16 protein-coding genes are annotated in these 23359 nt (G+C 60.6%); 11 read left to right on the forward strand and 5 right to left on the reverse strand.

Annotated elements, in window-relative coordinates:
* Positions 1 to 70: 70 nt before the first annotated feature.
* From AC0KVN_RS25930 to AC0KVN_RS25945, 4 genes are all read right to left on the reverse strand, one after another.
* Positions 71 to 382, reverse strand: coding sequence for a hypothetical protein (locus tag AC0KVN_RS25930; RefSeq protein WP_483656601.1), 312 nt, complete (start codon positions 380 to 382; stop codon positions 71 to 73).
* A 378-nt stretch (positions 383 to 760) separates the two neighbouring features.
* A complete protein-coding gene (locus AC0KVN_RS25935) occupies positions 761 to 1756 on the reverse strand; it encodes a class 1 fructose-bisphosphatase (protein ID WP_048939538.1) in 996 nt (331 codons plus the stop codon).
* A gap of 30 nt (positions 1757 to 1786) precedes the next feature.
* A complete protein-coding gene (locus AC0KVN_RS25940) occupies positions 1787 to 2626 on the reverse strand; it encodes a shikimate 5-dehydrogenase (protein WP_159366577.1) in 840 nt (279 codons plus the stop codon).
* A 4-nt stretch (positions 2627 to 2630) separates the two neighbouring features.
* On the reverse strand, positions 2631 to 3638 hold the full coding sequence (locus AC0KVN_RS25945; RefSeq protein WP_048939536.1) for a LacI family DNA-binding transcriptional regulator: 1008 nt from the start codon (positions 3636 to 3638) through the stop codon (positions 2631 to 2633).
* 130 nt (positions 3639 to 3768) lie between these two features.
* On the opposite strand from AC0KVN_RS25945, the gene ptsP reads away from it, so the two are divergent.
* From ptsP to AC0KVN_RS25965, 4 genes are read left to right on the forward strand one after another with little or no spacing between them, the layout of a single operon-like run.
* Positions 3769 to 6270: a phosphoenolpyruvate--protein phosphotransferase gene (ptsP, locus tag AC0KVN_RS25950; RefSeq protein ID WP_435568828.1), complete on the forward strand. Its 2502-nt coding sequence runs from the start codon at positions 3769 to 3771 to the stop codon at positions 6268 to 6270.
* Positions 6267 to 7217: a 1-phosphofructokinase gene (gene pfkB, locus AC0KVN_RS25955; protein WP_172438669.1), complete on the forward strand. Its 951-nt coding sequence runs from the start codon at positions 6267 to 6269 to the stop codon at positions 7215 to 7217. The genes ptsP and pfkB overlap by 4 nt, the downstream gene beginning before the upstream one ends.
* Positions 7214 to 8914 (forward strand): PTS fructose transporter subunit IIC, encoded by a 1701-nt coding sequence (locus AC0KVN_RS25960; protein ID WP_483656600.1) that lies wholly within the window; start codon positions 7214 to 7216, stop codon positions 8912 to 8914. Before pfkB ends, AC0KVN_RS25960 begins: the two co-directional genes overlap by 4 nt.
* A 37-nt stretch (positions 8915 to 8951) precedes the next feature.
* The gene (locus AC0KVN_RS25965) at positions 8952 to 10301 is read left to right on the forward strand and encodes a carbohydrate porin (protein ID WP_435568826.1); all 1350 of its coding nucleotides are present in this window, start codon (positions 8952 to 8954) and stop codon (positions 10299 to 10301) included.
* Between the two features lie 138 nt (positions 10302 to 10439).
* Here AC0KVN_RS25965 and AC0KVN_RS25970 read toward each other — a convergent pair whose 3' ends face one another.
* Positions 10440 to 11591, reverse strand: a complete 1152-nt coding sequence (locus tag AC0KVN_RS25970) for an ROK family transcriptional regulator (RefSeq protein ID WP_048939532.1) — start codon at positions 11589 to 11591, stop codon at positions 10440 to 10442.
* Between the two features lie 512 nt (positions 11592 to 12103).
* Here AC0KVN_RS25970 and AC0KVN_RS25975 point away from each other — a divergent pair.
* The 7 genes from AC0KVN_RS25975 (at position 12104) to ppc (ending at position 22825) form a co-directional block, all read left to right on the forward strand.
* On the forward strand, positions 12104 to 12292 hold the full coding sequence (locus AC0KVN_RS25975; RefSeq protein ID WP_136186961.1) for a hypothetical protein: 189 nt from the start codon (positions 12104 to 12106) through the stop codon (positions 12290 to 12292).
* On the forward strand, positions 12282 to 13262 hold the full coding sequence (locus AC0KVN_RS25980; RefSeq protein ID WP_048939531.1) for an ROK family protein: 981 nt from the start codon (positions 12282 to 12284) through the stop codon (positions 13260 to 13262). Before AC0KVN_RS25975 ends, AC0KVN_RS25980 begins: the two co-directional genes overlap by 11 nt.
* A gap of 31 nt (positions 13263 to 13293) precedes the next feature.
* Positions 13294 to 14643: a sugar porter family MFS transporter gene (locus tag AC0KVN_RS25985; RefSeq protein ID WP_048939530.1), complete on the forward strand. Its 1350-nt coding sequence runs from the start codon at positions 13294 to 13296 to the stop codon at positions 14641 to 14643.
* Between the two features lie 35 nt (positions 14644 to 14678).
* Positions 14679 to 16148, forward strand: coding sequence for a glycoside hydrolase family 32 protein (locus tag AC0KVN_RS25990; RefSeq protein ID WP_483656602.1), 1470 nt, complete (start codon positions 14679 to 14681; stop codon positions 16146 to 16148).
* A 124-nt stretch (positions 16149 to 16272) separates the two neighbouring features.
* Complete coding sequence (locus AC0KVN_RS25995) at positions 16273 to 19092, forward strand: TonB-dependent receptor (RefSeq protein WP_072895995.1); 2820 nt, start codon at positions 16273 to 16275, stop codon at positions 19090 to 19092.
* 194 nt (positions 19093 to 19286) lie between these two features.
* Positions 19287 to 20027, forward strand: a complete 741-nt coding sequence (locus AC0KVN_RS26000; protein ID WP_367349948.1) for a dienelactone hydrolase family protein — start codon at positions 19287 to 19289, stop codon at positions 20025 to 20027.
* 77 nt (positions 20028 to 20104) lie between these two features.
* Positions 20105 to 22825, forward strand: a complete 2721-nt coding sequence (gene ppc, locus AC0KVN_RS26005) for a phosphoenolpyruvate carboxylase (protein WP_435568825.1) — start codon at positions 20105 to 20107, stop codon at positions 22823 to 22825.
* Positions 22826 to 23359: the final 534 nt, after the last annotated feature.

The following is a 23359-nucleotide window of genomic DNA, read 5'->3' on the forward strand; positions in this document are numbered from 1 at the left end:
CATCGCAAGCGCCGCCTGATCGTCCAAATTACAGCCCCGTTCTCAAGGCCACGTGGGGGATTTTTACCGCTTACGATATACCTTGATCCTGCCAAGTGACGAGGTCTGTTGAGGTCCAGCGGCGCCATTCAGTGCCATCGGTGGGATAGGTTGGATTGAAGAGCGCCCAAATTGTCCAGCGATCTCCCATTCGCACAGGGCGCTGTGGGTCGTTGATCCAGCCTCCTGCCGGGGCCGCGATATGATATCGTGGTCGTTCGCTAATCGGGGTTGCCGTTAGTAAACCAGTAGAATCGGGGGTTCCACTCGATACAGGCATTGCGCCAATTGCAGGTTCTGCTTCGCTGCCGCAGGATGAAAGCATTGGAAAGGCGGCGAGCATTTCCAATGTTTGTCTGCGTGAATAAAAGGGGGTAATCGCCACCGGCCTACTCCTCTCTCAAACTTTTTTGTTTTTTGATTGTCGTTGGCATGCACGCTCGTGGTGCATTGCAACGATGTTTTGATTGCATTCAGGTGGAGGGAGAGGCTCGCGATATCTGCGTGCCGGTCAGATAACTGCGTCTGACGGAATGCACCTTCATCACCCTCTCCATCCTGTGCGGCGTCATGCTTTCCATGATCGACGCAACTAAATCTATATATGTGATTTAGTTGCGTCAAGATCGCTGGCAGGATTGGATGGTTGACGCTTTTTTTTGATTTAACTTTTTGAAATTAAGTATATTATGCGGAGAGGCGCCTTTTTGTTTTTGGGTGTTCAGTCCCTCAGCAGTGATGTGACTTCCTCCTTGTCACCCAGAATCACCCCAATGCGCTGATGAAGTTTTGACGGCAGGACTTCCATCAGTCGCTGTTCGCCGTCGATGGCTGCGCCGCCTGCCTGCTCTACCAGAAAGGCCATCGGATTTGCCTCGTACATCAGGCGTAGTCTGGCCGTACCATCCGGGCGGGCATCTTTAGGGTAAAGGAAGATACCCCCTCTTTTCAGGATGCGGTGTACATCGGCCACCATCGAGGCCGTCCAGCGCATGTTATAGTCCTTGCCCAAAGGCCCTTCCGCCCCCTGAATTCGTTCGTCGACATAGCGTATGATTTGCGGCGACCATTGGCGGCGACGCGCCATGTTTATGGCAAATTCGCGATTGCCCTTGGGCATCTGCATGGGGCCGTCGGTCATCCGCCATGAGCCGATTTCACGATCGAGAGTGAATTCATAGACGCCAGATCCAATTGTCAGAACCAGCAGCGTTTGTGGTCCATATATGGCATAGCCGGCTGCGACCTGATGTATGCCGGCTTGCAGAAAGTCCTGCTCTGTTACCTCGCGCCCTGAAGCATTTTCGGGTGCCTTGAGTACGGAGAAGATCGTTCCGACGCTCAGGTCGACATCAATGTTGCTTGAGCCGTCGATCGGATCGAACAGCAGCAGATATTCGCCTTTGGGATAGCGGTTGGGGATAGGGTAGAGGGTCTCCATCTCCTCGGAAGCCATGGCTGCCAGATGGCCACCCCATTCATTGGCATCGAGCAATAGCTCGTTGGCAATGACATCGAGCTTTTTCTGAACCTCTCCCTGAACATTCTCGCTGCCCAGGCTACCAAGAACTTCACCCAGTGCGCCCTTGGATACCGCGTGACTGATCGTCTTGCAGGCGCGTGCGACCGTTTCGATGAGCAGGCGCAATTCTCCTGGCAAAGCCTGGGCCTGGCGTTGCTGCTCGATCAGGAAACGGCTGAGGGAGATGGCTTGCATGGTAGGCCTTTGCATTGAGGGGGAGGGGGCTTAATCAGCTATTCGTGCAGCGACGTCTGCGCCGTGGGCATATCGCGCTGCTTCATAGATATCGTCGGCGCCGGGGCTCACGCCCGTGTAAAGAATAAATTGCTCCACCGCTTGCAGGACGATGACCTCTCCGCCGGAAATCACGCTCTTTCGAGCAGCTCTGGCTGCGCGGACGAAAGGGGTGTCGACCGGTTGGGCAACGACGTCGAAAGCGGTGCTGCAGGCCGCGATCTGCTCTGCGCGGAACGCCAAGGCGTCTCGGTACTTGCCCTCCATACCCAATGGCGTGACATTGATCAGCAGTGGTGCGCTATCCGGCGGTAGATCAGCCTGCCAGCAAAAGCCATATTGGTCTGCGATCGCCTGCCCGGCCATTTTGTTGCGCGCGATGATCGTGCCGTTGGCGAAGCCAGCATCTCTAAGCGCGGCCGCGACGGCTTTCGCCATTCCACCACTTCCTCGGAGTAGAAAAGGTACCGGTTTTTCGATGCGCTTCTCGAGAAGCTGGCGAACCGCAACATAATCAGTGTTGTAGCCAGTCAGCCGGCCATCATCATTGACGATGGTGTTGACGCTGTCGATTGCACGGGCTGAGCTTTCAAGATCATCGATCAGAGGAATGACCGCTTCCTTGAACGGCATGGAAATGGCGCAGCCGCGCACATTCAACGCGCGGATGCCGCCGATCGCAGCTGCCAGATCCTGTGTACTGAAACTTTTATAGACATAGTCCAGCCCCAGAATCTCATAGAGGCAATTGTGGAAGCGGGATCCGGCGTTACCAGGGCGACCTGACAGCGACATGCACAATCTGGTGTCCCTGCCGATTGGCGGTTTCATATCCTCATACCCCATTCTGGTTTGCTGATTTTTCACGACGGATCGTAGATCCGCGGATGATGAGACGCCCGCTCAGAACCACCTTACGAGCGGCGGCGTTCGGATGGTCGAGACGGTCGAGCAGCATGGCCATGGCGGTGCGCCCGATCTCCTCCACGGGTTGTTCGATAACGCTCAGTCCATCAGCTGCAAATTCCGTCCAGCTGTCATTGTCGAACCCAGCCAATGCGAAGTCGCCGGGAACGCTCAGGCCCAGCGCATGTGCGGCTCGCAATACCGACATCAGCATCAGGCCATTGCTCGCAATGATCGCTTCGGGCCGATCAGGCGTTTGCAGGAGAGCGCTGACCAGCCTCTCCGCTTCACCCTCTCCATGCGGCACAGACAGGGATCGCGTAAGGATGCCGATCATTTGGGCTGCCTGCTCAAACCCGGCGCGTCGTTCGGCACCCGTGGTGCTGGCTGCGCCGAACAGGCCGGCAATGGATCTGAACCCTTGCGCATGCAGATGGGCAACCAGTGTGCGAGCCATCGCATCATTGTCGAGCACGACGCAGTCCGTGGTCGTCGCTGCTACGCGATCGATCAGGATGATGGGATGCTCTGCCTTTGTCTGCGATGCCTTCTTGGCGCCTTGCCGAGTGGGTGCCAGGATCACCCCTGTCACCCGTTCCTCCTGCATCAACTGGAGATACATCGCCTCTTTGGCGGGATCTTCATCCGTATTGCACAATATAACCCGCAGGCCGCGTTCATAGGCGATATCCTCGACCGTGCGAGACACTGCCGTGAAAAAGGGGTTACGGATATCTGCAACGATGAGGCCGATCGTGTTGCTGTGGCGCGAACGGAGCCGACGGGCCGCGAGGTTGGGCCGGTAGCCTGTTGTCCTGACCGCTGCGAGCACCCTGTCGCGCATGGCTGGATCAACCGCACGCCCCGAAAGTACCCGGGAGACGGTGGCAGGCGATACTTCGGCCACTCGCGCTACGTCCTTGATTCCGACCGTCATGGGAAAATCGTTTTCCTCATCCTCTCTTAATTCTGCCCGAGATATGGCCGATCGCAGGGGGTAAATGCAAGTGTATTGACAGAATCATGAGAAAACGTTTTCTTGAGAGGAGAGAGGATACTGAAGAGCCATGACTGCCGACCCCCTAAGTGTGCTTCGCCATGAAGATCTGATCCGCATCGATGCGCAGGCGTCCGACAAGGAGGCCGCCATCCTCCAGGCCGGCCAGATATTGGTCGCCGCTGGCTGCGTTTCGCCCGGCTATGAACAGAGCATGGTTCGGCGGGAGGCGGTGGCAAACACCTATCTGGGGTCGGGCGTCGCCATTCCCCATGGCCTGGGTGAGGACAAAGGGCTGGTGCGCCACGACGGGATCGTGGTCCTGCAACTGCGCGAAGGGATTGAGTGGAATCCCGGGCAGCGGGCCCATCTCATTGTCGGTATCGCCGCCAGTTCCGACAGTCATATCGCGATCCTGCGCCGCCTCACCCGCCTGATTCAGGATGAGGCGCGCCTGGCGGTCCTTCTCGCCACCGACGATCCGGCGGCTATTGCCGCTGCCCTCCATGAAGACGCCAACCCCAGCGAGGCCCGGCCTGCTGCCGAGGATCTGGCCGAACGGATCGAATGGACGGTCGACTATCCTGCTGGTCTGCATGCCCGGCCCGCCTCAGCCTGGGCGGAAGCAGCCAAGAGCCTGGCTACGCCCATACGCATCCGCCACGACGGAGACATGGCCGATCCGCGCAGTATCGTCTCGCTGCTGCAACTGGGGCTGAAGGCAGGCGAACGCGTCACCATTTCGGCGAGCGACAGGAACACGCTGGACCAGTTCATGCGGACCGTCACCAACCTCACGGTTCGTGAGAACGCCGATGCCGCCCGTGCCGCCGAAAAGGCGAAGGCGCCGGTGCGCGGCTGGAAACCGGCCGGCAATCCCGCGATGATCGCCGGGGTCGCCGCCAGCCCCGGCCTCGCCATTGGTCCCGTCCACATCCTGGCCTCGGCGGAACTGGACGTGCCCGACCAGCCGGTCGATCTGGTCGCGGGCGGCGCGCTGCTGAACGATGCGCTGGTGCGCACCCGGGCGCAGATGAAGGCGCTGGTCGATGACACCACCCGCCGTCTGGGTGCGGGGGATGCCGCGATCTTCGCGGCGCAGGCCGGGTTGCTGGACGATACTGACCTTATCACGCTTACCTGTCAGTTGATGGTGGAGGGCCATGGCGTCGCCTGGTCCTGGCATCAGGCGATCGATCGCATGGCAGGACAGCTTTCGGCACTGGGTAATCCGGTGCTGGCTGCACGCGCCGCCGATTTGCACGATGTCGGCCGGCGCGTGCTAGCCCAGATTGATCCGGCGCTCAGCGCAGGGACATTGGCCGACCTGCCCGATCAGCCCTGTGTGCTGGTGGCGACGGACCTGTCGCCATCGGATACGGCGACGCTCGACACGCGCCGCGTGGCGGGTATCGCCACCGCATTGGGTGGGCCGACGTCGCACAGCGCGATCCTGGCACGTACGCTCGGCCTGCCGTCGGTCGTGGCAGGCGGGGCCGATCTGCTGACGCAGGCGGCCGGCACGACCGCCATCGTCGATGGCGATAGCGGCCGTATCTGGCTCGATCCCTCGGCGCAGGACATTGCCTCCGCCCGCGCCTGGATCGAGGAGATCGCGGCGCGACGCGCCGCCGAAGAGGCGGAGCGCGCTCTGCCGGCACGGACCAGCGACGGACATGATCTGGCGATCGGCGCCAATGTGAACCGCCCGGATCAGGTGGCCTTCGCGATGGCACAGGGCGGCGAGGGGGTCGGGCTGATGCGCACCGAATTCCTGTTCCTCGAACGCGGCGACAGCCCGAGCGAGGAGGAACAATGCGCCATTTATCGCGGGATGATCGACGCGCTGGGTGATCGGCCGCTGATCGTCCGTGCGCTGGACATTGGCGGCGACAAACAGGTGCCGCATCTCGACCTGCCGAAGGAGGAGAATCCCTTCCTGGGGGTGCGTGGCGCTCGCCTGTTGCTGCGTCGGCCCGACCTGCTGGAACCGCAACTCCGCGCCCTGTATCGCGCGGCGAAGCTGGGCGGCGATCTGTCGATCATGTTCCCGATGATCACATCCGCGGCCGAACTGGTGATCCTGCGGGAACGTTGTGAAGCGATCCGGGCGGAACTGGCTGCACCGGCCGTTCCCATCGGCATCATGATCGAAGTCCCCGCCGCCGCTGTTCAGGCCCATGCGCTGGCGGAGCACGCGGACTTCTTCTCGATCGGAACCAATGACCTGACGCAATATGCACTCGCCATCGACCGTCAGAATCCGGAACTGGCGAGCGAGGCCGACAGCCTGCACCCGGCCGTTCTGCGCCTGATCGCCATGACCGTGGAGGGCGCGCGCCGGCATGACCGCTGGGTCGGCGTGTGCGGCGGCATTGCCGGCGATCCGTTCGGCGCGGCGTTGCTGGCGGGCCTCGGGGTCCATGAATTGTCCATGACCCCGCGCGACATTCCTGCCGTAAAGGCACGGCTCCGCGCCAGCAGCCTTGGCGATCTTCAGGGGCTCGCCGCTCGTGCGCTCGACGCGACAAGCGCCGCCGATGTGCGCGCGCTGGATGGGGAGGGGGCATGATGGCCGTCTTCACCGTCACGCTCAATCCGGCGATCGACCAGACGGTCATGCTCGACCGTCTCGTTCCCGGGGAGGTGCATCGCGCGCGTTCCGTGCGGCAGGATGCCGGCGGCAAGGGGATCAACGCAGCCAGTTGCCTGGCCGACTGGGATGTGCCCGTCACCGTCATGGGCCTGTTGGGCGGCGCCAATGCGGCGCCCTTCGATGCGCTTTTTGCCGAAAAGTCGATCATCGACCGCTGCCAGCGCCATGGCGGTAGCACGCGCGTCAATCTGAAGCTGGTCGATGTCCATGGCACGACCGACATCAACATGAATGGCGCCCCGGCAACCGAAGCGCGCATCGATGCCGTCATTGCGGCGCTGGATGAACAGGTTGGGGCCGGCGATCTCGTCATCCTCTCGGGCAGCCTGCCGCCCGGCTGTCCGACCGATATCTATGCCTCCCTTACCGCCATGCTGCGGGCGCGGGGCGCTCTCGTCCTGCTCGACAGCAGCGGCCCGGCGTTTCGCCATGCACTCGCCGGCCCGGTTCTGCCAACCATCCTGAAACCCAATCTGCATGAACTGGCCGAATGGCATGATGGTCCGGTCGATGCGCCGCATCAGATCGCCGACGTCGCGCGCGGTTTGCTGGACCGGGGCGTCGACCTGATCGCCGTGTCGATGGGCGCGCAGGGCGCACTGTTCCTGACCGGCTCGGAAATGCTGCGCGCGCGCCTGACCGCGCACAGCGTGGAAAGCACGGTCGGTGCAGGCGATGCCATGGTTGCCGGTCTGGCCGCCGCCCTGATCGAAGGCGCGGGGCTGGATCGTATCGCGCGTCTATCCACCGCCTTTGCCGTCGGCAAGCTGGGCCGTGCCGGACCGCATCTGCCGACAAGGGACGAGATCGAAGCCCTGGCGGCCAGCGTGGAGACGGATATTCTGATGGGAGAGACGCAATGAGCAGGATTTTCGCGGTGGTGGATGCCGGCGAAGCCGGTGTCGCCGGCGTCCTGGTCGGCGAAGCGCTGCGCAAGGCCGCAAAGGCCAGTGGCCAGGCCATCGAAATCGAATTGCGGACCGCACAGGGGATCGTCAATCCCTTGCCGGGCGACGCGGACGGCGATCTGCTGCTGATCGCACCGGAAGGCGCCGACGCCCCGTCGGAAAACCGCCCGCATCGCCGCCTGACGCTGGAGGCGGTTCTGGCCGATCCCGTCGCCGCGCTGCACGGGGGCAAGGTAGCGGGCGTGTCGAGCGCCGTGCCGCGCATCGTCGCCATCACCTCCTGCCCGACCGGCATCGCCCATACCTTCATGGCGGCCGAGGGGCTGACCGAAGGCGCGCGCCAGCTTGGCTATGCCATTCGGGTCGAGACGCAGGGGTCGGTCGGCGCGGGCAACGCGCTGACGGCCGAGGAAATCGCTGCCGCCGACATCGTGCTGATCGCCGCCGATCGAGAGGTCGATCGCAGCCGCTTTGCCGGCAAGCGCGTCTTCGCCGGCAATACCAAGCCCGCCATCACCGGTGGCGCGAAGCTGATCGAGCGGGCGCTGGCGGAAGCGACCATACAGGGTGGCGAGGGGAGCGCATCGCAACCGGCCGACTCTGCCGCCGCGACATCGGGCGCGAAGCGCGCCGGTCCCTATAAGCATCTGATGACCGGCGTGTCCTTCATGCTGCCCTTCGTGGTGGCGGGTGGCCTGCTGATCGCGCTCGCCTTCGCGCTGGGCGGTATTCACGCCAATGATGCGGCAGCGAAGGGCACGTTGGCCTATGCCCTGTTCGAAATCGGCGCCAAGGGCGGATTCGTGCTGATGGTGCCGGCGCTGGCGGGCTATATCGCCTATTCGGTTGCGGACCGCCCCGGCATTGCACCGGGCATGATCGGCGGCATGCTGGCCGCCAATCTGGGCGCGGGCTTCCTCGGCGGCATCGTCGCCGGCTTCATCGCGGGCTATGGCGTCGACTGGCTCAATCGCCAGATTCAGCTGCCCAAGAATTTGCAGGGATTGAAGCCGGTCCTCATCCTGCCGCTGCTCGGCACGCTGCTGACCGGTCTGCTGATGCTCTATGCCGTGGGCACGCCGGTTGCCGCTGCGCTGGCTTTCCTGACCGATTGGCTGCGCAGCATGCAGGGGTCGAGTGCGCTGATGCTGGGCTTGATCCTGGGCGCGATGTCGGCATTCGACATGGGCGGGCCGGTCAACAAGGCGGGCTATGCCTTCTCGGTCGGCCTGATCGCCAGTCAGGTCTATACACCGATGGCGGCCACCATGGCAGCTGGCATGACGCCGCCGCTCGCCGTTGCGCTCGCCACTCGACTGTTCCGCAATCGCTTCACGCCTGAAGAGCGCGAAGCCGGCGCGGCCGCCGCGGTCCTCGGCCTGGCATTCATCACCGAAGGGGCAATCCCCTTTGCCGCGCGCGATCCGCTGCGGGTCATTCCGGCGCTGATGGCCGGTTCGGCTGTGACCGGGGCCATCTCCATGGCGATGGGCGTGGAGCTAAAAGTGCCGCATGGTGGGCTGTTCGTGCTGCCGATCCCCGGCGCCGTCACCCATGTCGGCGTCTATGCGCTGGCCATTATGGCCGGCACGCTGGTGAGCGCGCTGCTGGTCGGGCTGGTCAAGCGTCCCATAGCAAAAATCAAGGCCTGACGCCCCGAACGCTTCACGATAATCGGAGAGGCTATTCATGTATTTCAGGAAGATGGGTGCCGCCTGCATGGCCGGCGCCATGGCCTGTACCGCGCCCGTCGCGCTGGCACAGGATCAGGCGGTTGCCGATGTCGATCCGCCATCGGTCCAATCGGACGCGCCGGCCCAATGGCAACCGCTGGCAGGGAAGGGGGTGACATTGTCGCTCAGCTATACCGGCGAGGCGGCGACCAATGTCTCGGGCGGGCTTCGCCGCGACGCGGCCCATGCCGGGCAGGTCTATGTCGGCGCCGATCTAGATCTTGACCGGATGATCGGGATCGATGGCGCGACGCTTCATTTTGCCGTCACCAATCGCCATGGCAAGAATCTGGCCGCCATGGCGATCGGCAATAATACGTCAGTGCAGGAAATCTATGGCACCCAGAATACCCATCTCGCGATATTGACCTGGCAGCAGAGCTTCCTGGACGGGCGACTGGATATCGAGGTTGGGCGCAGCCAGGCGAATATCCATTTCCTCAACTCGCCGCTCTATTGCCATTTTCAGACCAATTCGGCCTGCGGCAACCCGACCTTCGTCTTCAAGAACAGCAATTTCACTTATTTCCCGGCATCCAGTTGGATGGCCCATGCCAAGCTGCATGTGACGCCGCAGATCATGCTGCATACCGGCGTTTACGAAGTGAACCCGGACCGCAAGCGCGCAAGCGACCATGGTTTCAATTTCAGCACGAAGAATGCGACCGGGGTGATCATACCCTGGGAATTAAGCTTTAGCCGGGATTCCGCCGATGATCGGCTGCCGAGCCATTATATTCTGGGCGGTTGGTTTGATCGTGGCGACTATGCCGATCCGCTGCGGGATGATCAGGGTGGCATCGCAATTTTGACCGGGCGGCCGGCGGCGACGCGGAATGGGCGGTCGGGCCTCTATGCCCGCTTCGATCAGCAGTTGACCCGTCCCGATCCCGCCTCCCCGCGGGGGCTGAGCATCTTTGGCGTGGCGATGACCAACCTGTCCGGCCAGGCCGAGGAAAGCCGTTATCTTGGCATGGGGATCGTACAGACCGGCACCTTCGCCGGGCGCGATCAGGACACGATCGGCTTCGCCATCAACGATCAGCGTTTCAGCGACTTGGCGATGCAGCGGATGAGCGCCGCGCGGGTTGCGGCGGGCGGGCGCGCCGATATTCGTCGCCATCAATATATGATGGAGCTGGCCTATGGATTTCAGGTCAACCCGGCAATCCGTCTGTCGCCCAACCTGCAATATATTCTGCATCCTGACCAGACCGGGGCCCCCGATCGCACGCGGAACATCCGGAATGCCTTCATCCTGGGGTTCAAATTCACCGTAGATGCGATGCAACTATTGTTCCGCTAATGCCATAATGATTGCATTGAACTGCAATCATCATTTTTCTGATCGTGTGCTTTAGCCGCCGATAGGCTAAATTGGAATGTGACGGGCGCGGCTTTGCAATTCCAAAGGTGAGAACATCTGGTTTAGACGAATTGAGGATTATACTTCCGTCAAGGAGGCGACGGCATCGACTTTGAGCAAGGAAATCAGGTTTGGTGCGTAGGTAGAGAATAGCGGAAGCAGGCCAGCGCCCATCGCAGGAGCCTTTTCCCCATTCTCGCCAATCTTCAGCTCTGGACAGAAAAAATCGCGGGGGGCGGTCTTTTGGATAGTATTTTTGACGCGTTCTGAAAGGGTGCGTAGCTGGGCATGTGATAGTCCGCCCCCGATGACCACGGCATCAAGGTCTAGGAGACTGTTCGCGCTAATAATTACGAATGCCAGCGCCTCAGCGCAGCGTTTCAGCCAAGCTTCCCAAGCCGGATTATGTTCGTCCTGCCCGCTGGTTATCATCTGGTACAGGGAGGCGGCGTGTAGCAGGAAGTCCGTGCTGGTGCCTTGAGGAATTGGCATTGAGGCAAGAGCCCCAGCATTGCCGTTTTTGCCGCGCTTGATCTCTCCATTCAGGATAAGGCCACCGCCAACGAAACTTCCGATATGGACATAGAGGAAATTGGTCAGACCTGCGGCTGATCCCGACATGAGTTCGGCAAGAGCGCCTGCATTGCCGTCATTTTCGAAGATGACCGGGCCATCCAATTCCTTCTGGAAAAACTCTTCGAGCTCTGGTGCTGCCCAGGCAGCGGCCTGCTGAGCCGCGATGCCCGCCTCTTCGCGCCATTCGCCGATGAACCAGGGCATGGCGATGCCGAAACCCAGAAAGCCTTCGCGCTGTTCTTCCCTCAGCTGCGGCATATGTTTTTGCGCAAAGCGTTGGATATGCTCCACAGCACTGGTGGGGCTGGGATAGGATGTGGTCGTGCTTTCGCAGGCGATGATGCGGCCATCAAAATCGAGCATGGTGCAAACCAGCCGGTCGCGGCCGATTTCAGCTCCGATGGTGCAACCACTGCCTCCATTGATCCGGTAGATAATCGATGGCTGTCCCATGCCTCCTGTGCGCTTTCCGGCCTTTATCAGTCGCCCTTCCTCAGCAAGGCTTTCGACAATTCGGACAGCTGCCTGCGGTGAGAGGCCGGTTATCCGGGAAAGGTCGGCTTTGGAGGCACCGTTGAGCCGTCGTATCGTCGCGAGAATGAGGCGCTCATTATACCGCCGCACGCCCACCGCATTGCTGCCACGCTTATTCACCTTCGACTCCGCTCATTTTACCGGCAGCAAGATGATGCGCGATAGGGGCGGTAGTTTTGGAACAGCATTGCTGCAATTGGCAAGGGCGAGTGACGGCAAGAGCCGCTTGACAGACTAAATCACATTGATAGATCTAGTCTGTCAGGTAGCGGATTCGAACTTGAGACTATGGCAGAGCGGGCAGCATAGTTCCTTGTCACTTGGCTTCATTCGGACCTGCGGGCGCGCAGCGGCTGAGAACCTCTCCTTTCTTCGATTGCGAGCGCCTGACCAACCCGACAAAGCTCGTCCAAACCGGACGGGAAGTGCCCAGTTTCCAGACTGCACGCTGGAAATGTAAGGGGGGAGGAGAGGGGCTTTCAGCCCAGATCCTCCCCCATTTTTTTGGGATGTACGGGGCCCTCTCACAATCGCAAAGAATGTGATTGACAGACTAAATCACATTTGTAGATTTAATGGAGTCGCAAGGGCGGCTTGCAAGCACGAATACGTGCTGCAGAACAGGGAAGAGGATGATCGTGAAGGCCGATCCACATAATTTGTTCCGCAGATTGCATGGCGCCTCGAAGGTGTCCTGCTTCTGGTCGTGTGTGGAGCAGGCGGCGCGCCACGCTCGCAGTCAATTCTTCCTCCTTAAAGCTTCCTCCTCGGCCCTGTTGGGTGCGGAACAGCTTGTCGTGCGAGTAAAACATGCAGAATGACAATCTTCTTCTGGGCGGTATCGAAGCGGGGGGGACGAAATTCCTCTGCGGCATTGCCGACCGCAATGGGCGCATCATCCGGCAGCAACGGATCGCCACTATAATCCCTGCAGATACGCTGGGCGAGGCCAGCGCTTTCTTCGAGCAGGCCGAACTGGACCTGGGACGGTTGTCCGCTTTTTCAATCGGCAGCTTTGGTCCCCTATCTCTCAATCCAGTCGCGCAGGATTATGGCTCGATCACATCGACGCCCAAGGCGGGATGGCAGGATGTCGACCTGCTTGGTCATTTTGCCCGGACGATCGATGCGCCGATGGCGCTCGATACCGATGTCAACTGTGCGGCCGTCGGCGAAAAGCTGTTCGGCAGCGGGCAGGGTCTCGACACCTTCTGTTATGTGACGGTTGGGACCGGCATTGGCGTGGGGCTGCTGATCGACGGTGCGCCCCATGGCGGTGCCAATCATCCCGAGGCGGGGCATATCCGACTGCCGCGTGCTGCTGGCGATGAGCTTTTTGCGGGCATTTGTCCTTTTCATGGCGATTGCCTTGAAGGTCTGGCTTGCGGCCCAGCAATGCGCGCCCGCTGGGGTGTTCCAGCTGAGCAACTTCCCCCAGATCATCCTGGCTGGGAGATTGAAGCGGACTATCTTGCCGGACTGTGCGCGACATTGACCTACATCGTGCGACCCGACCGTATCATCATCGGCGGTGGCGTCATGGAATCTCCCGGCATGTACCAGCGCGTCCGGCGCGCTCTGATCGGTAAACTTGCCGGCTATGACGCCAGTATGCGCGCCCTCGAAATGGACGACTATATCGCAGCGCCCACGGCGGGTGCATCGGCGGGACTGACCGGCGCGCTCGCGCTCGCCTATCGGACCGCGACACGCCAGTGGCCGATGCACTGGTCTGTCAAACTTCCGTCATCTTCCAATCAATCCTCTCTCTCAGGAGCTGCACTTGCATAGTCCCTCCCTATCGGATCACGCGGCTCACAGGATGGCAGCGCCGAGCGACGCTCGGGTGACAGGTGCAATCGTCCTGAGCGCAGCGGGCGCGGCGCTTGGTGGCCTATTGTTTGGTTTTGATACTGCCGTGATTTCTGGCACGACCTCGGCGCTGCAGGCGCGGTTTGGCCTGAGCGATGGCATGCTGGGCTTTACGGTTGCATCCGCTCTTATCGGTACCGTACTCGGCTCGCTGGTGGCGGGCGCGCCGGCTGATCGGTTCGGTCGGCGCGCGGTCATGCTTGCGGTCGCGATCTGCTACGTTGTGTCGTCGCTCGGCACGGGGCTAGCGGGCAGCTGGGGCACGCTCCTAGCCTTTCGGTTCCTTGGAGGTCTGGCAATCGGCGCTGCCTCGGTGGTTACACCGATCTATATTGCCGAAGTCTCTCCAGCGCGTTTCAGAGGGCGGTTGGTTGCGCTGAACCAGCTCAACATCGTGATGGGCATTTTGATTGCTTTTCTATCCAATTACCTGATCGCCAATCTCGCCCCTGCGGAGACCGCCTGGCGGTGGATGTTCGGCATCGTCACCCTTCCATCAGCACTGTTTCTTGGCGTTAGTCTCCTATTGCCGGAAAGCCCGCGCTGGCTGGCGATTCATGGGCGGGCGCCGCAGGCGCTGGGCGTCATGAAAAGGCTGGGATTTCTCGATCCGACGGATGAACTTCGTCATATCCAGGAGGCCGAGGCCCGTCTTGATCGATCCATCGCACCGGGCCTGTTTCAGGCCGCCTATGCTCGCCCGGTCGCCTGCGCCATCGCAATTGCCATGTTCAACCAGCTCTCCGGTATCAACGCGCTGCTTTATTACGCGCCGCGTGTCTTTGAACTGGCCGGTGCAGGCTCTGACAGCGCGCTGCTGCAGTCTATCGCCATTGGCGGCACCAATCTGGTTTTTACCATCTTGGCGCTGTTTCTGATCGATCGCTTCGGTCGCAAGCCACTCCTGTACACCGGGTCGATCCTATGTGCCGTAGCCCTGCTTCTCGTGGGCTATCAGCTGGAAAGCTCTGATCCCGACGGCACGTTGATCCTTGTTGGTCTGTTGGGTTTCATCGCCGCCTTTGCCGTGTCGCAAGGCGCTGTCATCTGGGTGTTCATTTCCGAGGTTTTTCCCAGCGCGGTGCGCGGCAAGGGGCAGGCGCTTGGCAGCACGACCCATTGGGTCATGGCTGCTGCGATCACTTGGGCCTTTCCCGTATTTGCAGCCCAGGTCGGTGGTTGGGTCTTTGCCTTCTTTGGCGCGATGATGCTGCTCCAGTTCATCTGGACCTGGAAGGCGATGCCCGAAACCAACGGTGTCGCGCTCGAAGACATGGACCTTGGGAGTGCGCAGGCATGATCAGGACGCTTTTCTTGATAACCGCTACAGCTCTGATGGTTCCGGCCGCAACCCAGGCGCAGCGAGCCGATCCTCGCCCGGCATATCATTTCGCGCCCAAGCGCAACTGGATGAATGACCCCAACGGTCTGGTCTATTTCGAAGGCGAATATCATCTCTTCTATCAATATAATCCCCATGGTGACCGCTGGGGGCATATGAGTTGGGGTCATGCCGTCAGCCGGGATCTTGTGACCTGGGAGGAATTGCCGGTCGCCATCCCGGAGACCGCCGACGTCATGGCGTTTTCCGGCAGCGCAGTGATCGACTGGAAGAATAGCAGTGGCCTGGGCCGTGACGGTAAGCCGCCGATGATCGCGGTCTACACCGGTCATAATCCCAAAGCCAAGCTGCAGTCCCAATATCTTGCCTACAGCAATGACCGCGGACGAACATGGACCGTACATGGCGAGGTGCTGAGTGTGGGATCTCCGGAATTTCGGGATCCCAAGATCTTCTGGCATGAACCGACAAAGTCATGGGTCATGGTCGCTGTCATGGCGACCGAAAACCGCGCCGTCATCTTCACGTCACCCAATCTCAGGCAATGGACCTTTGCCAGCAGTTTCGGTCCGGCGGGCGGCCGGGGACGAAATTGGGAATGCCCCGATCTCAATCTCCTTCCCGTCGAAGGCGGAAAGCCCGGAGAGCAGCGCTGGGTGCTCAGCGTCAATCTGGGCGACCAGGCTGTGGGCGGCGGTTCGGGCGGCCAATATTTCGTGGGCGACTTTGATGGTCGTCGCTTCACGCCTGTCGAAGGGTGGGGCGGGGAACCGGTCTGGACGGATTATGGCGCCGATTTCTACGCGGCGGTCGCCTGGAATGATCTTCCCAAGGACGACCCTCGCCGCATCTGGATCGGATGGGCCAATGACTGGCGTTATGCCGAGGCGATACCCACCTATCCCGCCCGCGGCATCATGACTGTACCGCGCAGCATTTCCCTGAGGAAAACCGCCGAGGGCTATCGGCTGACGCAGCGGCCGGTGCAGGAACTGGAACAGTTGCGAGGCGGCAAACAGGCCGTGCGTCAATTGTCGCTGGGCGAAGAACCCGTTCCGCTCCCCGTCGAGGGTGGTGCCATTGATCTTCAGGCCAATCTTTCATTGGGACAAAGCGAGCAGGTGGCGATCACGCTGACCGATGGCGAGGGTTATCAGATGGTGATCGGCGTCAATCCGAGGGTGAACGAGGTCTTCATCGATCGTTCGCGCTCTGGCCCACATTTCCACGACGGGTTTGCAAACCGCCATGTGGCGCCGGTCGACCTGAGTAAGGGCAGTGTGTCTCTTCGCCTGCTTGTGGATGAATCGATCGTCGAGCTGTTCATCAATGATGGTGAGCAGACGATCACTGATCGTTTCTTTCGCGGTTCAGGAGCCCTGCGCTGGAGCGCTTCTGCGCGCGGCGCACCGGCAATCGTGGATCTCACTGCATGGCCGATCAGGCCGGGGGTGTCCCGCTGACGATCACGCCACATAGGAGCTGAACAGCTCGATCACCATCGGATGACTTTGAATTTCCGCTGCATGGACAGTCGGAACGCGGCTTCGCGCGGCCTGCATAGTGATAAACAGAGGGAGGATAATCATGAATTTTAAGGCAGTGGCACTACTTGGATCAACGTCGCTCGCATCGCTTCTGCTGGCTGCGCCGGCCATGGCGCAGGATGCAGGCGGTAACGCGGCTTCGGCAAAGAAGAAAGGCGAGGAGACGATCGATTCCGCGTCGGTTCCAGACATTGTCGTAACGGGTTATCGTGCCGCGCTGGGCTCTGCGCAGGACATGAAGCGCCAGTCCGATGCGATTGTCGATGCGATCGTGTCGGAGGATATCGGCAAGCTTCCTGACAATAATGCGGCTGAAGCGATCTCGCGCGTCGTGGGTGTGCAGGTGCTACGCTATAATGACGAGGCGGGTGTGGTGCTTGTCCGCGGACTTCCGGACGTGAACACGACCTTCAACGGACGGGAATTCTTCACGGCTGATGATCGTGTACTGCATCTGCAGGATTTCCCGGCTGGCGTGGCCGCAGGTTTGGAGGTCTACAAATCGGGCACGTCCGATCTCATCGAGCCAGGGCTTGCCGGCTTGATCAATTTGCGTGCGCGTCGGCCGTTCGACGTCAAGGACACGCAAATTGCCGGCGAAGTGCGCGGATCCTATAATGACCAGTCCAAGGCCTTCGACCCTTCCGCCAACCTCCTGTTGACCAAGCGCTGGGATACGCCGATCGGCGAGATCGGTGCGCTCGTCAATTTCAGCTATGTCCGGATGACCTATCGCAACGCCGATCGTTATGCCGATTCCGCTATCATCAGCCCGCTGGGCTTTGGTGCTGATGACCCCGCCGATGACATGACCGTTACGACGCCAGGCGTGGGCAATTTCCGCTTTCCTGCCAATGCCGGCAATTTCTACGAGAAGGGCGTTCGGCATCGGCCCGCGATAAATGGCGCGATCCAGTGGCGACCGACCCCCGATCTGGAAATCTATGCGGAAGGCCTTTGGCAGGCCTATCGGGGCAAGGTCCTTCGCGATGGTTTCAACGTCAATTTCGAGCGTCGCAGCATCGATGGCATTGCCCCGACACTGAGCAATGTGGTCCTGGTCGAAGGCGAGCCCCTCAAGGCGGCAAGCTTCACCAAGACCGGCGGCTATGTGCCCGAATTCTTCCGGTCCACCCAGGACGACCAGACTGACACCTATCAGGCAGCACTGGGATTCAAATGGAAGACCGACCGAGCCACCTTGTCGGGCGACTTCGCCTACACTTACAGCAAATATGAGGCGGACGAAGACAGCGTCGATGGCCAGCTCGCCAGCGCGCCGACCATCAATGTCGAATGGGACGTCAAGGGTTCGGCCATCTTCGATCTGGGTGACTTCGAGAAGACAAACCCCGCCAACTATATCTGGCGCGGCTATTATCAGCGGCATTTCGTCACCAAGGGTGATGGCGTGCAAGGACGGCTCGACCTCGATCTCGATACCGATTTTGAATGGCTGCCCAAGATCCAGGTCGGCATTCGGGCGAGCGACCGCACTGCGCTTATGCAGAATAACAACCGCTACGCCTATACGGCTGGCCTGGGTCTCCCGCTCGCGAGCCTGCCGACAGGCGAGCTTGAACTCATCAATGATGGCTTCCGCGGCGATCCGCAGCGCTTCCAGAACTGGCTGGCACCGACCCGCGGTTCCATCCGGGACAATGTGGAAGCGCTGCGGCAGCTGGCCTATGCGTCTGTGCAGCAACTGACGATCATGTTCCCCAATGACGGTGGCATTCGCGACGCCGTGACCAAGTTCGCGACCGAGGAAATACCGTTCGATCCGCTCAATGGCTTCACTGCCAAGGAAAAAAGCTATGCCATGTACGGCCAGGGCAAATATGAGTTTGACCTTGGGGATGTCGCTGTCGACGGTACATTCGGCGTTCGCGTCGTCAACACCGATGGCCGCTATTCCGGCTTCTCACGGGTAAACGGCTCTGATGGCACATCCCAGATCGTCCCGCAGGTATCGCGCCAGAACTATCTTGATGTCCTGCCTTCGTTCCAGACCCGGATCCGATTGACGCCGGAATTCCAGGTGCGACTGGCCTATAACCAGACCCGGACGCGGCCGAGTTTCGGCCAACTCAACCCATCCCTCAACATTACCCGTAACAGCCCTGGTCCTGACGGTTCGCCGCCGCAATATGCCGCCTTTGGCAACGGCGGTAATCCGAACCTGAAGCCGCTGACGTCGAAAAATTATGACGCGACGCTCGAATATTATTTCTCCAAGAACGGGTCGGCGACAATCGCGGTCTTCTACCGGGATCTCCAGGGCTTCATCAGCAACTACACCCGGGACGTGATGGACCCGGATTACGGCCGTATCCAGATCAACCGCCCGGAAAATGCCGGTAAGGGCGAAATCAAAGGGGCCGAAGCGTCCTTCCAGACCTTCTTCGATTTCCTGCCAGGGTTCCTGTCCGGCTTTGGCGTCCAGGCCAACGTCACCTATCTCGACGGCACCAATGCACTTCCAACGGTGCTGGGCGAAGGCGCTCGCCAGGTACGGATTACCGGCCTTTCGAAATGGGCTTATAATCTGACCGGATTTTATGAGAAGGGACCGGTGTCTGCGCGTCTGTCCTACAATCACCGTTCGAGCTACATCAACAGCTACAACCGGAACTCGAACGAGGATCAATATGCCGGGGAAATTACCCGCGGCATTTCGCGCCTCGATTTCTCCGCCTCCTTTGAAGCGATCAAGGGAATAACGATCGTCGGCAATGTGAGCAATATCCTGGGCAAGCCGTTTAACAATTATCGCTATTATAACGAAACTCAGTATTTTCCCCGCGATCTTAGGGTCGAGGGGCGTTATTTCAGCCTGGGTGTCAGGTTCAAAATGTAATCCAGGTGCATTGTTGTAGGGGGTGAGGCACTTGCCTCACCCTCAAGACCTGGAGAGCGGACTTTTGGAATTGATTCATCATCAAATCCATTAGGTTGACGTTCAAAGACTATCTCATGCGGTTTCAATCTGTCCTATGTGCAGTCTTACACATAAGATTACATGGGCAGTCTGAAGCAATTTGATGGGGAATTATGATTATTCTCGGCGACGAAGTTGAAGATGTTGTGACCGATATGGGTGGCTTGATGCGCATCCATCTTTTTCGCCCTGCTCGAGAGGGGCGGTTTCCTGCTCTCCTATTCTTTTCGGAAATATATCAGGTCACGGCACCAATCAGAAGGATCGCTGCATTTTTAGCCGGACACGGGTTCCTGGTGGCCGTGCCGGAAGTCTACCATGAATATGAAAAGGCGGGCACGGTCCTGCCATATAATTCTGAAGGGACCGACAGAGGCAACGCACTCAAATTTCTCAAGCCAGTCGGTGCCTTCGATGCAGATGCCCGTGCGGGTCTTGATTTCCTGACTGCTCATCCGTCGTCGACCGGACACGTCGGCACGATCGGTAAATGCCTTGGGGGCCATCTCGCCTTGCGTGCCGCATTGGATTCTCGAGTGAGGGCTGCAGCCTGTTTTTACCCAACGGACGTCCATAGCGGAACATTGGGGGAAGGACGAAGCGACGATACATTTGCCAGGTTGATCGAGCTACGCGCTGAGACGCTGTTCATATGGGGACGGCAGGATCCTCATATTCCATTTGAAGGGCGCGAAAGGATTCGCTCGCGGCTTGAGGCCGTCGGGGCGAACTATGAATGGCTGGAGTTCAATGCCGCCCATGCTTTCATGCGCGATGAAGGTCCTCGCTATGATCCTGCTCTGACTGTGCGCGCGCTCTTGGCATCGATCGCGCTATTCCAGCGAGCCTTGTGAATACGAATACGCGTTGAATGCCATGGGCCGGCTCTCATGTTAGCCATCAAATAGATTTCAGAAGGTGAGAAAAAGCTGTGGGTCGTCGCCGAACTGAAGATAATTCCGCGTGCCTTTCCAAGGCGCCTGCGATCACGCAGAATCCCGACATCCGTTATCTGGGACGCCTGTTGGGCGATGTCATTCGGGCCTATGGCGGGGAGAAACTCTACAAGCAGACCGAATATATCCGCTCCGCCTCGGTCGATCGCGCGCGCGGGCTGCAGGGCGCTGACCTGACCGACACGGGCCTCGATGCCCTCAATCTCGACGACACGCTCAACTTCACCCGCGGCTTCATGCTGTTCTCGATGCTCGCCAATCTGGCCGAGGATCGGCAGGGCGTGGCGGCGGAACCGGGTGCCGATGTCGCGTCGGCGGTGGCGAAGCTCGAATCGCATGGCATCGGCAAGGATGCGGTGCTGGAATTGCTGTCGCACAGCCTGATCGTGCCGGTGCTGACCGCCCACCCGACCGAGGTGCGGCGCAAGAGCATGATCGATCACAAGAATCGCATCGCCGACCTGATGCAGCTCAAGGATGCCGGACGGACCGAGACGGATGACGGCGAGAATCTGGACGAGGCGATCTTCCGCCAGATCGCGCTGCTGTGGCAAACGCGGCCGCTGCGCCGCGAGAAGCTGTTCGTGCAGGACGAGATCGACAATGTCCTGACCTATTTCCGCGACATCTTCCTGCCGACGCTGCCGGCGCTTTATGGACGGTGGGAGCGGGTGCTGGGCGCGCGGCCGCACAGCTTCCTGCGGGTCGGCAACTGGATCGGCGGCGACCGTGACGGCAACCCGTTTGTTCAGGCGCCGCAGCTGCGATCGGCGTTGGGCCGTGGCTGCGAGGCGGCGCTGGCCTATTATATGGAATCGATCCATGCGCTGGGCGCGGAACTGTCGGTCTCGACCGAACTCGCCCATGTGCCCGAAGCGGTGCTGGCGCTGGCGGAGGCGAGCGGCGACGCATCGCCCAGCCGGCAGGACGAGCCCTATCGCCGGGCCATTTCGGGCATCTATGCGCGGCTGGCGACCACCTATGTCCATCTGGTCGGCAAGGCGCCGCCGCGCCCGTCGGCACTGAAAGGCGAGCCTTACGTTGCACCGGGCGATTTCCGCCGCGACCTCGTCACGGTGGCGCAGGGGTTGGCGAGCGAGGGCGATGGCGCGCTGTCGACCGGCGGCGCGCTCGGCCGGCTGATCCGCGCGGTCGAAACCTTTGGCTTCCATCTCGCCACGCTCGACATGCGGCAGAATAGCGATGTGCATCAGCGCGTGGTCGCCGAACTGCTGAAGGTGGCCGGGGTCGAGGCGGATTATGCCGGGCTGGACGAGTTCGCCCGTATCGCCCTGTTGCGCAGGGAACTGGCGACCAACCGGCCGCTCGGCACGCGCTTTGCCGAATATTCCGAGGAAACGGCTTCGGAACTGGCGATCGTCCATGCCGCCGCCGAGGCGCACCGCACCTATGGGCCGCAGTGCATCACTCATTATATCATTTCCAAGGCCGAAAGCGTGTCCGACATGCTGGAGGTCAATATCCTGCTGAAGGAAGCGGGGCTGTGGCGCGCGCCGGAAAATGGCGACCCGGCCAAGGCGGCGATCATGTCGATCCCGCTGTTCGAGACGATCGGCGACCTTGAGGCCGCGCCCAAGATCATGACCGCCTATTTCGGCCTGCCGGAAATTGCCGGGGTGGTGCAGGCGCGCGGCCATCAGGAAGTGATGATCGGCTATTCCGACAGCAATAAGGATGGCGGCTACATCACCTCGACCTGGAGCCTCTACAAGGCTAGCCAGGCGCTGGAGCCGGTCTTTGCCGAGGCCGGGGCGGCGATGCAGCTGTTCCATGGTCGCGGCGGCGCGGTCGGGCGTGGTGGCGGCTCCGCTTTCAAGGCGATCCAGGCGCAGCCGCGCGGCAGCGTGCAGGGGCGCATCCGCATCACCGAACAGGGCGAGGTGATCGCCGCCAAGTTCGGCACGCGCGACGTGGCGATGACCAATCTGGAAGCGATGACCAGCGCGACCCTGCTTGCCAGCCTGGAGCCCGAAGGCGTGTCGGCGAAGGATGCTGCCCGCTTTGCCGCGGCGATGGACGAGCTGTCGAAGAACGCCTTCACCGCCTATCGCGACCTGGTTTACGGCACCGATGGGTTCAAGGAATTCTTCCGCCAGCTGACCCCGATCCAGGAAATCTCCGGCCTCAAGATCGGGTCGCGTCCGGCGAGCCGGACCAAGAGCACCGCGATCGAGGATCTGCGCGCCATTCCCTGGGTGTTCAGCTGGGCGCAGGCGCGGGTGATGCTGCCGGGCTGGTATGGCTTTGGCCATGCGATCGCCGCGTTCGAGGACAAGGCGCTGCTGGCCGACATGGCGCAGCACTGGTCCTTCCTGCAGTCGGCGCTGGCCAATCTGGAGATGGTGCTGGCCAAGTCGGACCTCGGCATTGCGGCGCGATATCTGCCGCTGGTCGAGGACCAGGCCAAGGCGGAAACGCTGTTCGGTCGCATCCGCGAAGGCTGGTCGCTGACCCATGACGGGTTGCTGGCGGCCACCGGCCAGTCGCGCCTGCTGGAACGGAGCCCGACGACCGAGACGTCGATCCGGCTGCGGCTTCCCTATATCGAGCCGCTCAATCTGCTGCAGGTCGAACTGCTCAAGCGCTATCGCGCCGGCGAGGATGATGCCCGGATCAAGGAAGGCATCGAACTGTCGATCAATGCGATCGCGACCGCGCTGCGCAACAGCGGCTGAGGTGATCAGATCTGTATCAAAACGCGAAAGTGGTCGGCGTCATGGTGGGTAACGGCGTGCAATCCCATCGAACCGAGTATATTCAGTTTGTGGTAGCTTGTGCGGATGACGAGGGTTTGCGAAGGACCCATAATCTTATGCCGCACAGCGCGGCGCGTTGACGGATGTCATCAGCACAAAGCCAACCATGCCTCAAAATATATCGCCCTGCAGCGGGAGCGTGAAGAAATGGCGAACTGGCACCATGAACGCGATCCACAGTTGAAGCTGCTGCTGCGCAATCGCACGTAGGAGGTCGGTCTATCCGTCCAAAGCGGCCGATCGCTGTCGCAGGATTTCCAGCGTCATCTCGGCCGCTCGCTAGGCCGGGGCCTTTGGCTCTAGGCTCCAACGATGATCCAACAAGACCCCCAACAGGATGATCCCGTAGAAGCTTTTGATGCTGTGCGTCGGGAACTGAACCGCCCCGGCTTTCCCGGAGGCTCCAATTTGTGGGAAGGAGCTTTCTTTATGAGCAAGACCCGGAACAAGTTT

It is taken from the genome of Sphingobium sp. SG1 (assembly GCF_057063145.1).

Coding starts and splice junctions, on each gene's coding strand:
- AC0KVN_RS25930 (WP_483656601.1), bottom strand. CDS start 382: ATGCTCGCCGCCTTTCCAATGCTTTCATCCTGCGGCAGCGAAGCAGAA.
- AC0KVN_RS25935 (WP_048939538.1), bottom strand. CDS start 1,756: ATGCAAGCCATCTCCCTCAGCCGTTTCCTGATCGAGCAGCAACGCCAG.
- AC0KVN_RS25940 (WP_159366577.1), bottom strand. CDS start 2,626: ATGAAACCGCCAATCGGCAGGGACACCAGATTGTGCATGTCGCTGTCA.
- AC0KVN_RS25945 (WP_048939536.1), bottom strand. CDS start 3,638: ATGACGGTCGGAATCAAGGACGTAGCGCGAGTGGCCGAAGTATCGCCT.
- ptsP (WP_435568828.1), top strand. CDS start 3,769: ATGACTGCCGACCCCCTAAGTGTGCTTCGCCATGAAGATCTGATCCGC.
- pfkB (WP_172438669.1), top strand. CDS start 6,267: ATGATGGCCGTCTTCACCGTCACGCTCAATCCGGCGATCGACCAGACG.
- AC0KVN_RS25960 (WP_483656600.1), top strand. CDS start 7,214: ATGAGCAGGATTTTCGCGGTGGTGGATGCCGGCGAAGCCGGTGTCGCC.
- AC0KVN_RS25965 (WP_435568826.1), top strand. CDS start 8,952: ATGTATTTCAGGAAGATGGGTGCCGCCTGCATGGCCGGCGCCATGGCC.
- AC0KVN_RS25975 (WP_136186961.1), top strand. CDS start 12,104: ATGATCGTGAAGGCCGATCCACATAATTTGTTCCGCAGATTGCATGGC.
- AC0KVN_RS25980 (WP_048939531.1), top strand. CDS start 12,282: ATGCAGAATGACAATCTTCTTCTGGGCGGTATCGAAGCGGGGGGGACG.
- AC0KVN_RS25985 (WP_048939530.1), top strand. CDS start 13,294: ATGGCAGCGCCGAGCGACGCTCGGGTGACAGGTGCAATCGTCCTGAGC.
- AC0KVN_RS25990 (WP_483656602.1), top strand. CDS start 14,679: ATGGTTCCGGCCGCAACCCAGGCGCAGCGAGCCGATCCTCGCCCGGCA.
- AC0KVN_RS25995 (WP_072895995.1), top strand. CDS start 16,273: ATGAATTTTAAGGCAGTGGCACTACTTGGATCAACGTCGCTCGCATCG.
- AC0KVN_RS26000 (WP_367349948.1), top strand. CDS start 19,287: ATGATTATTCTCGGCGACGAAGTTGAAGATGTTGTGACCGATATGGGT.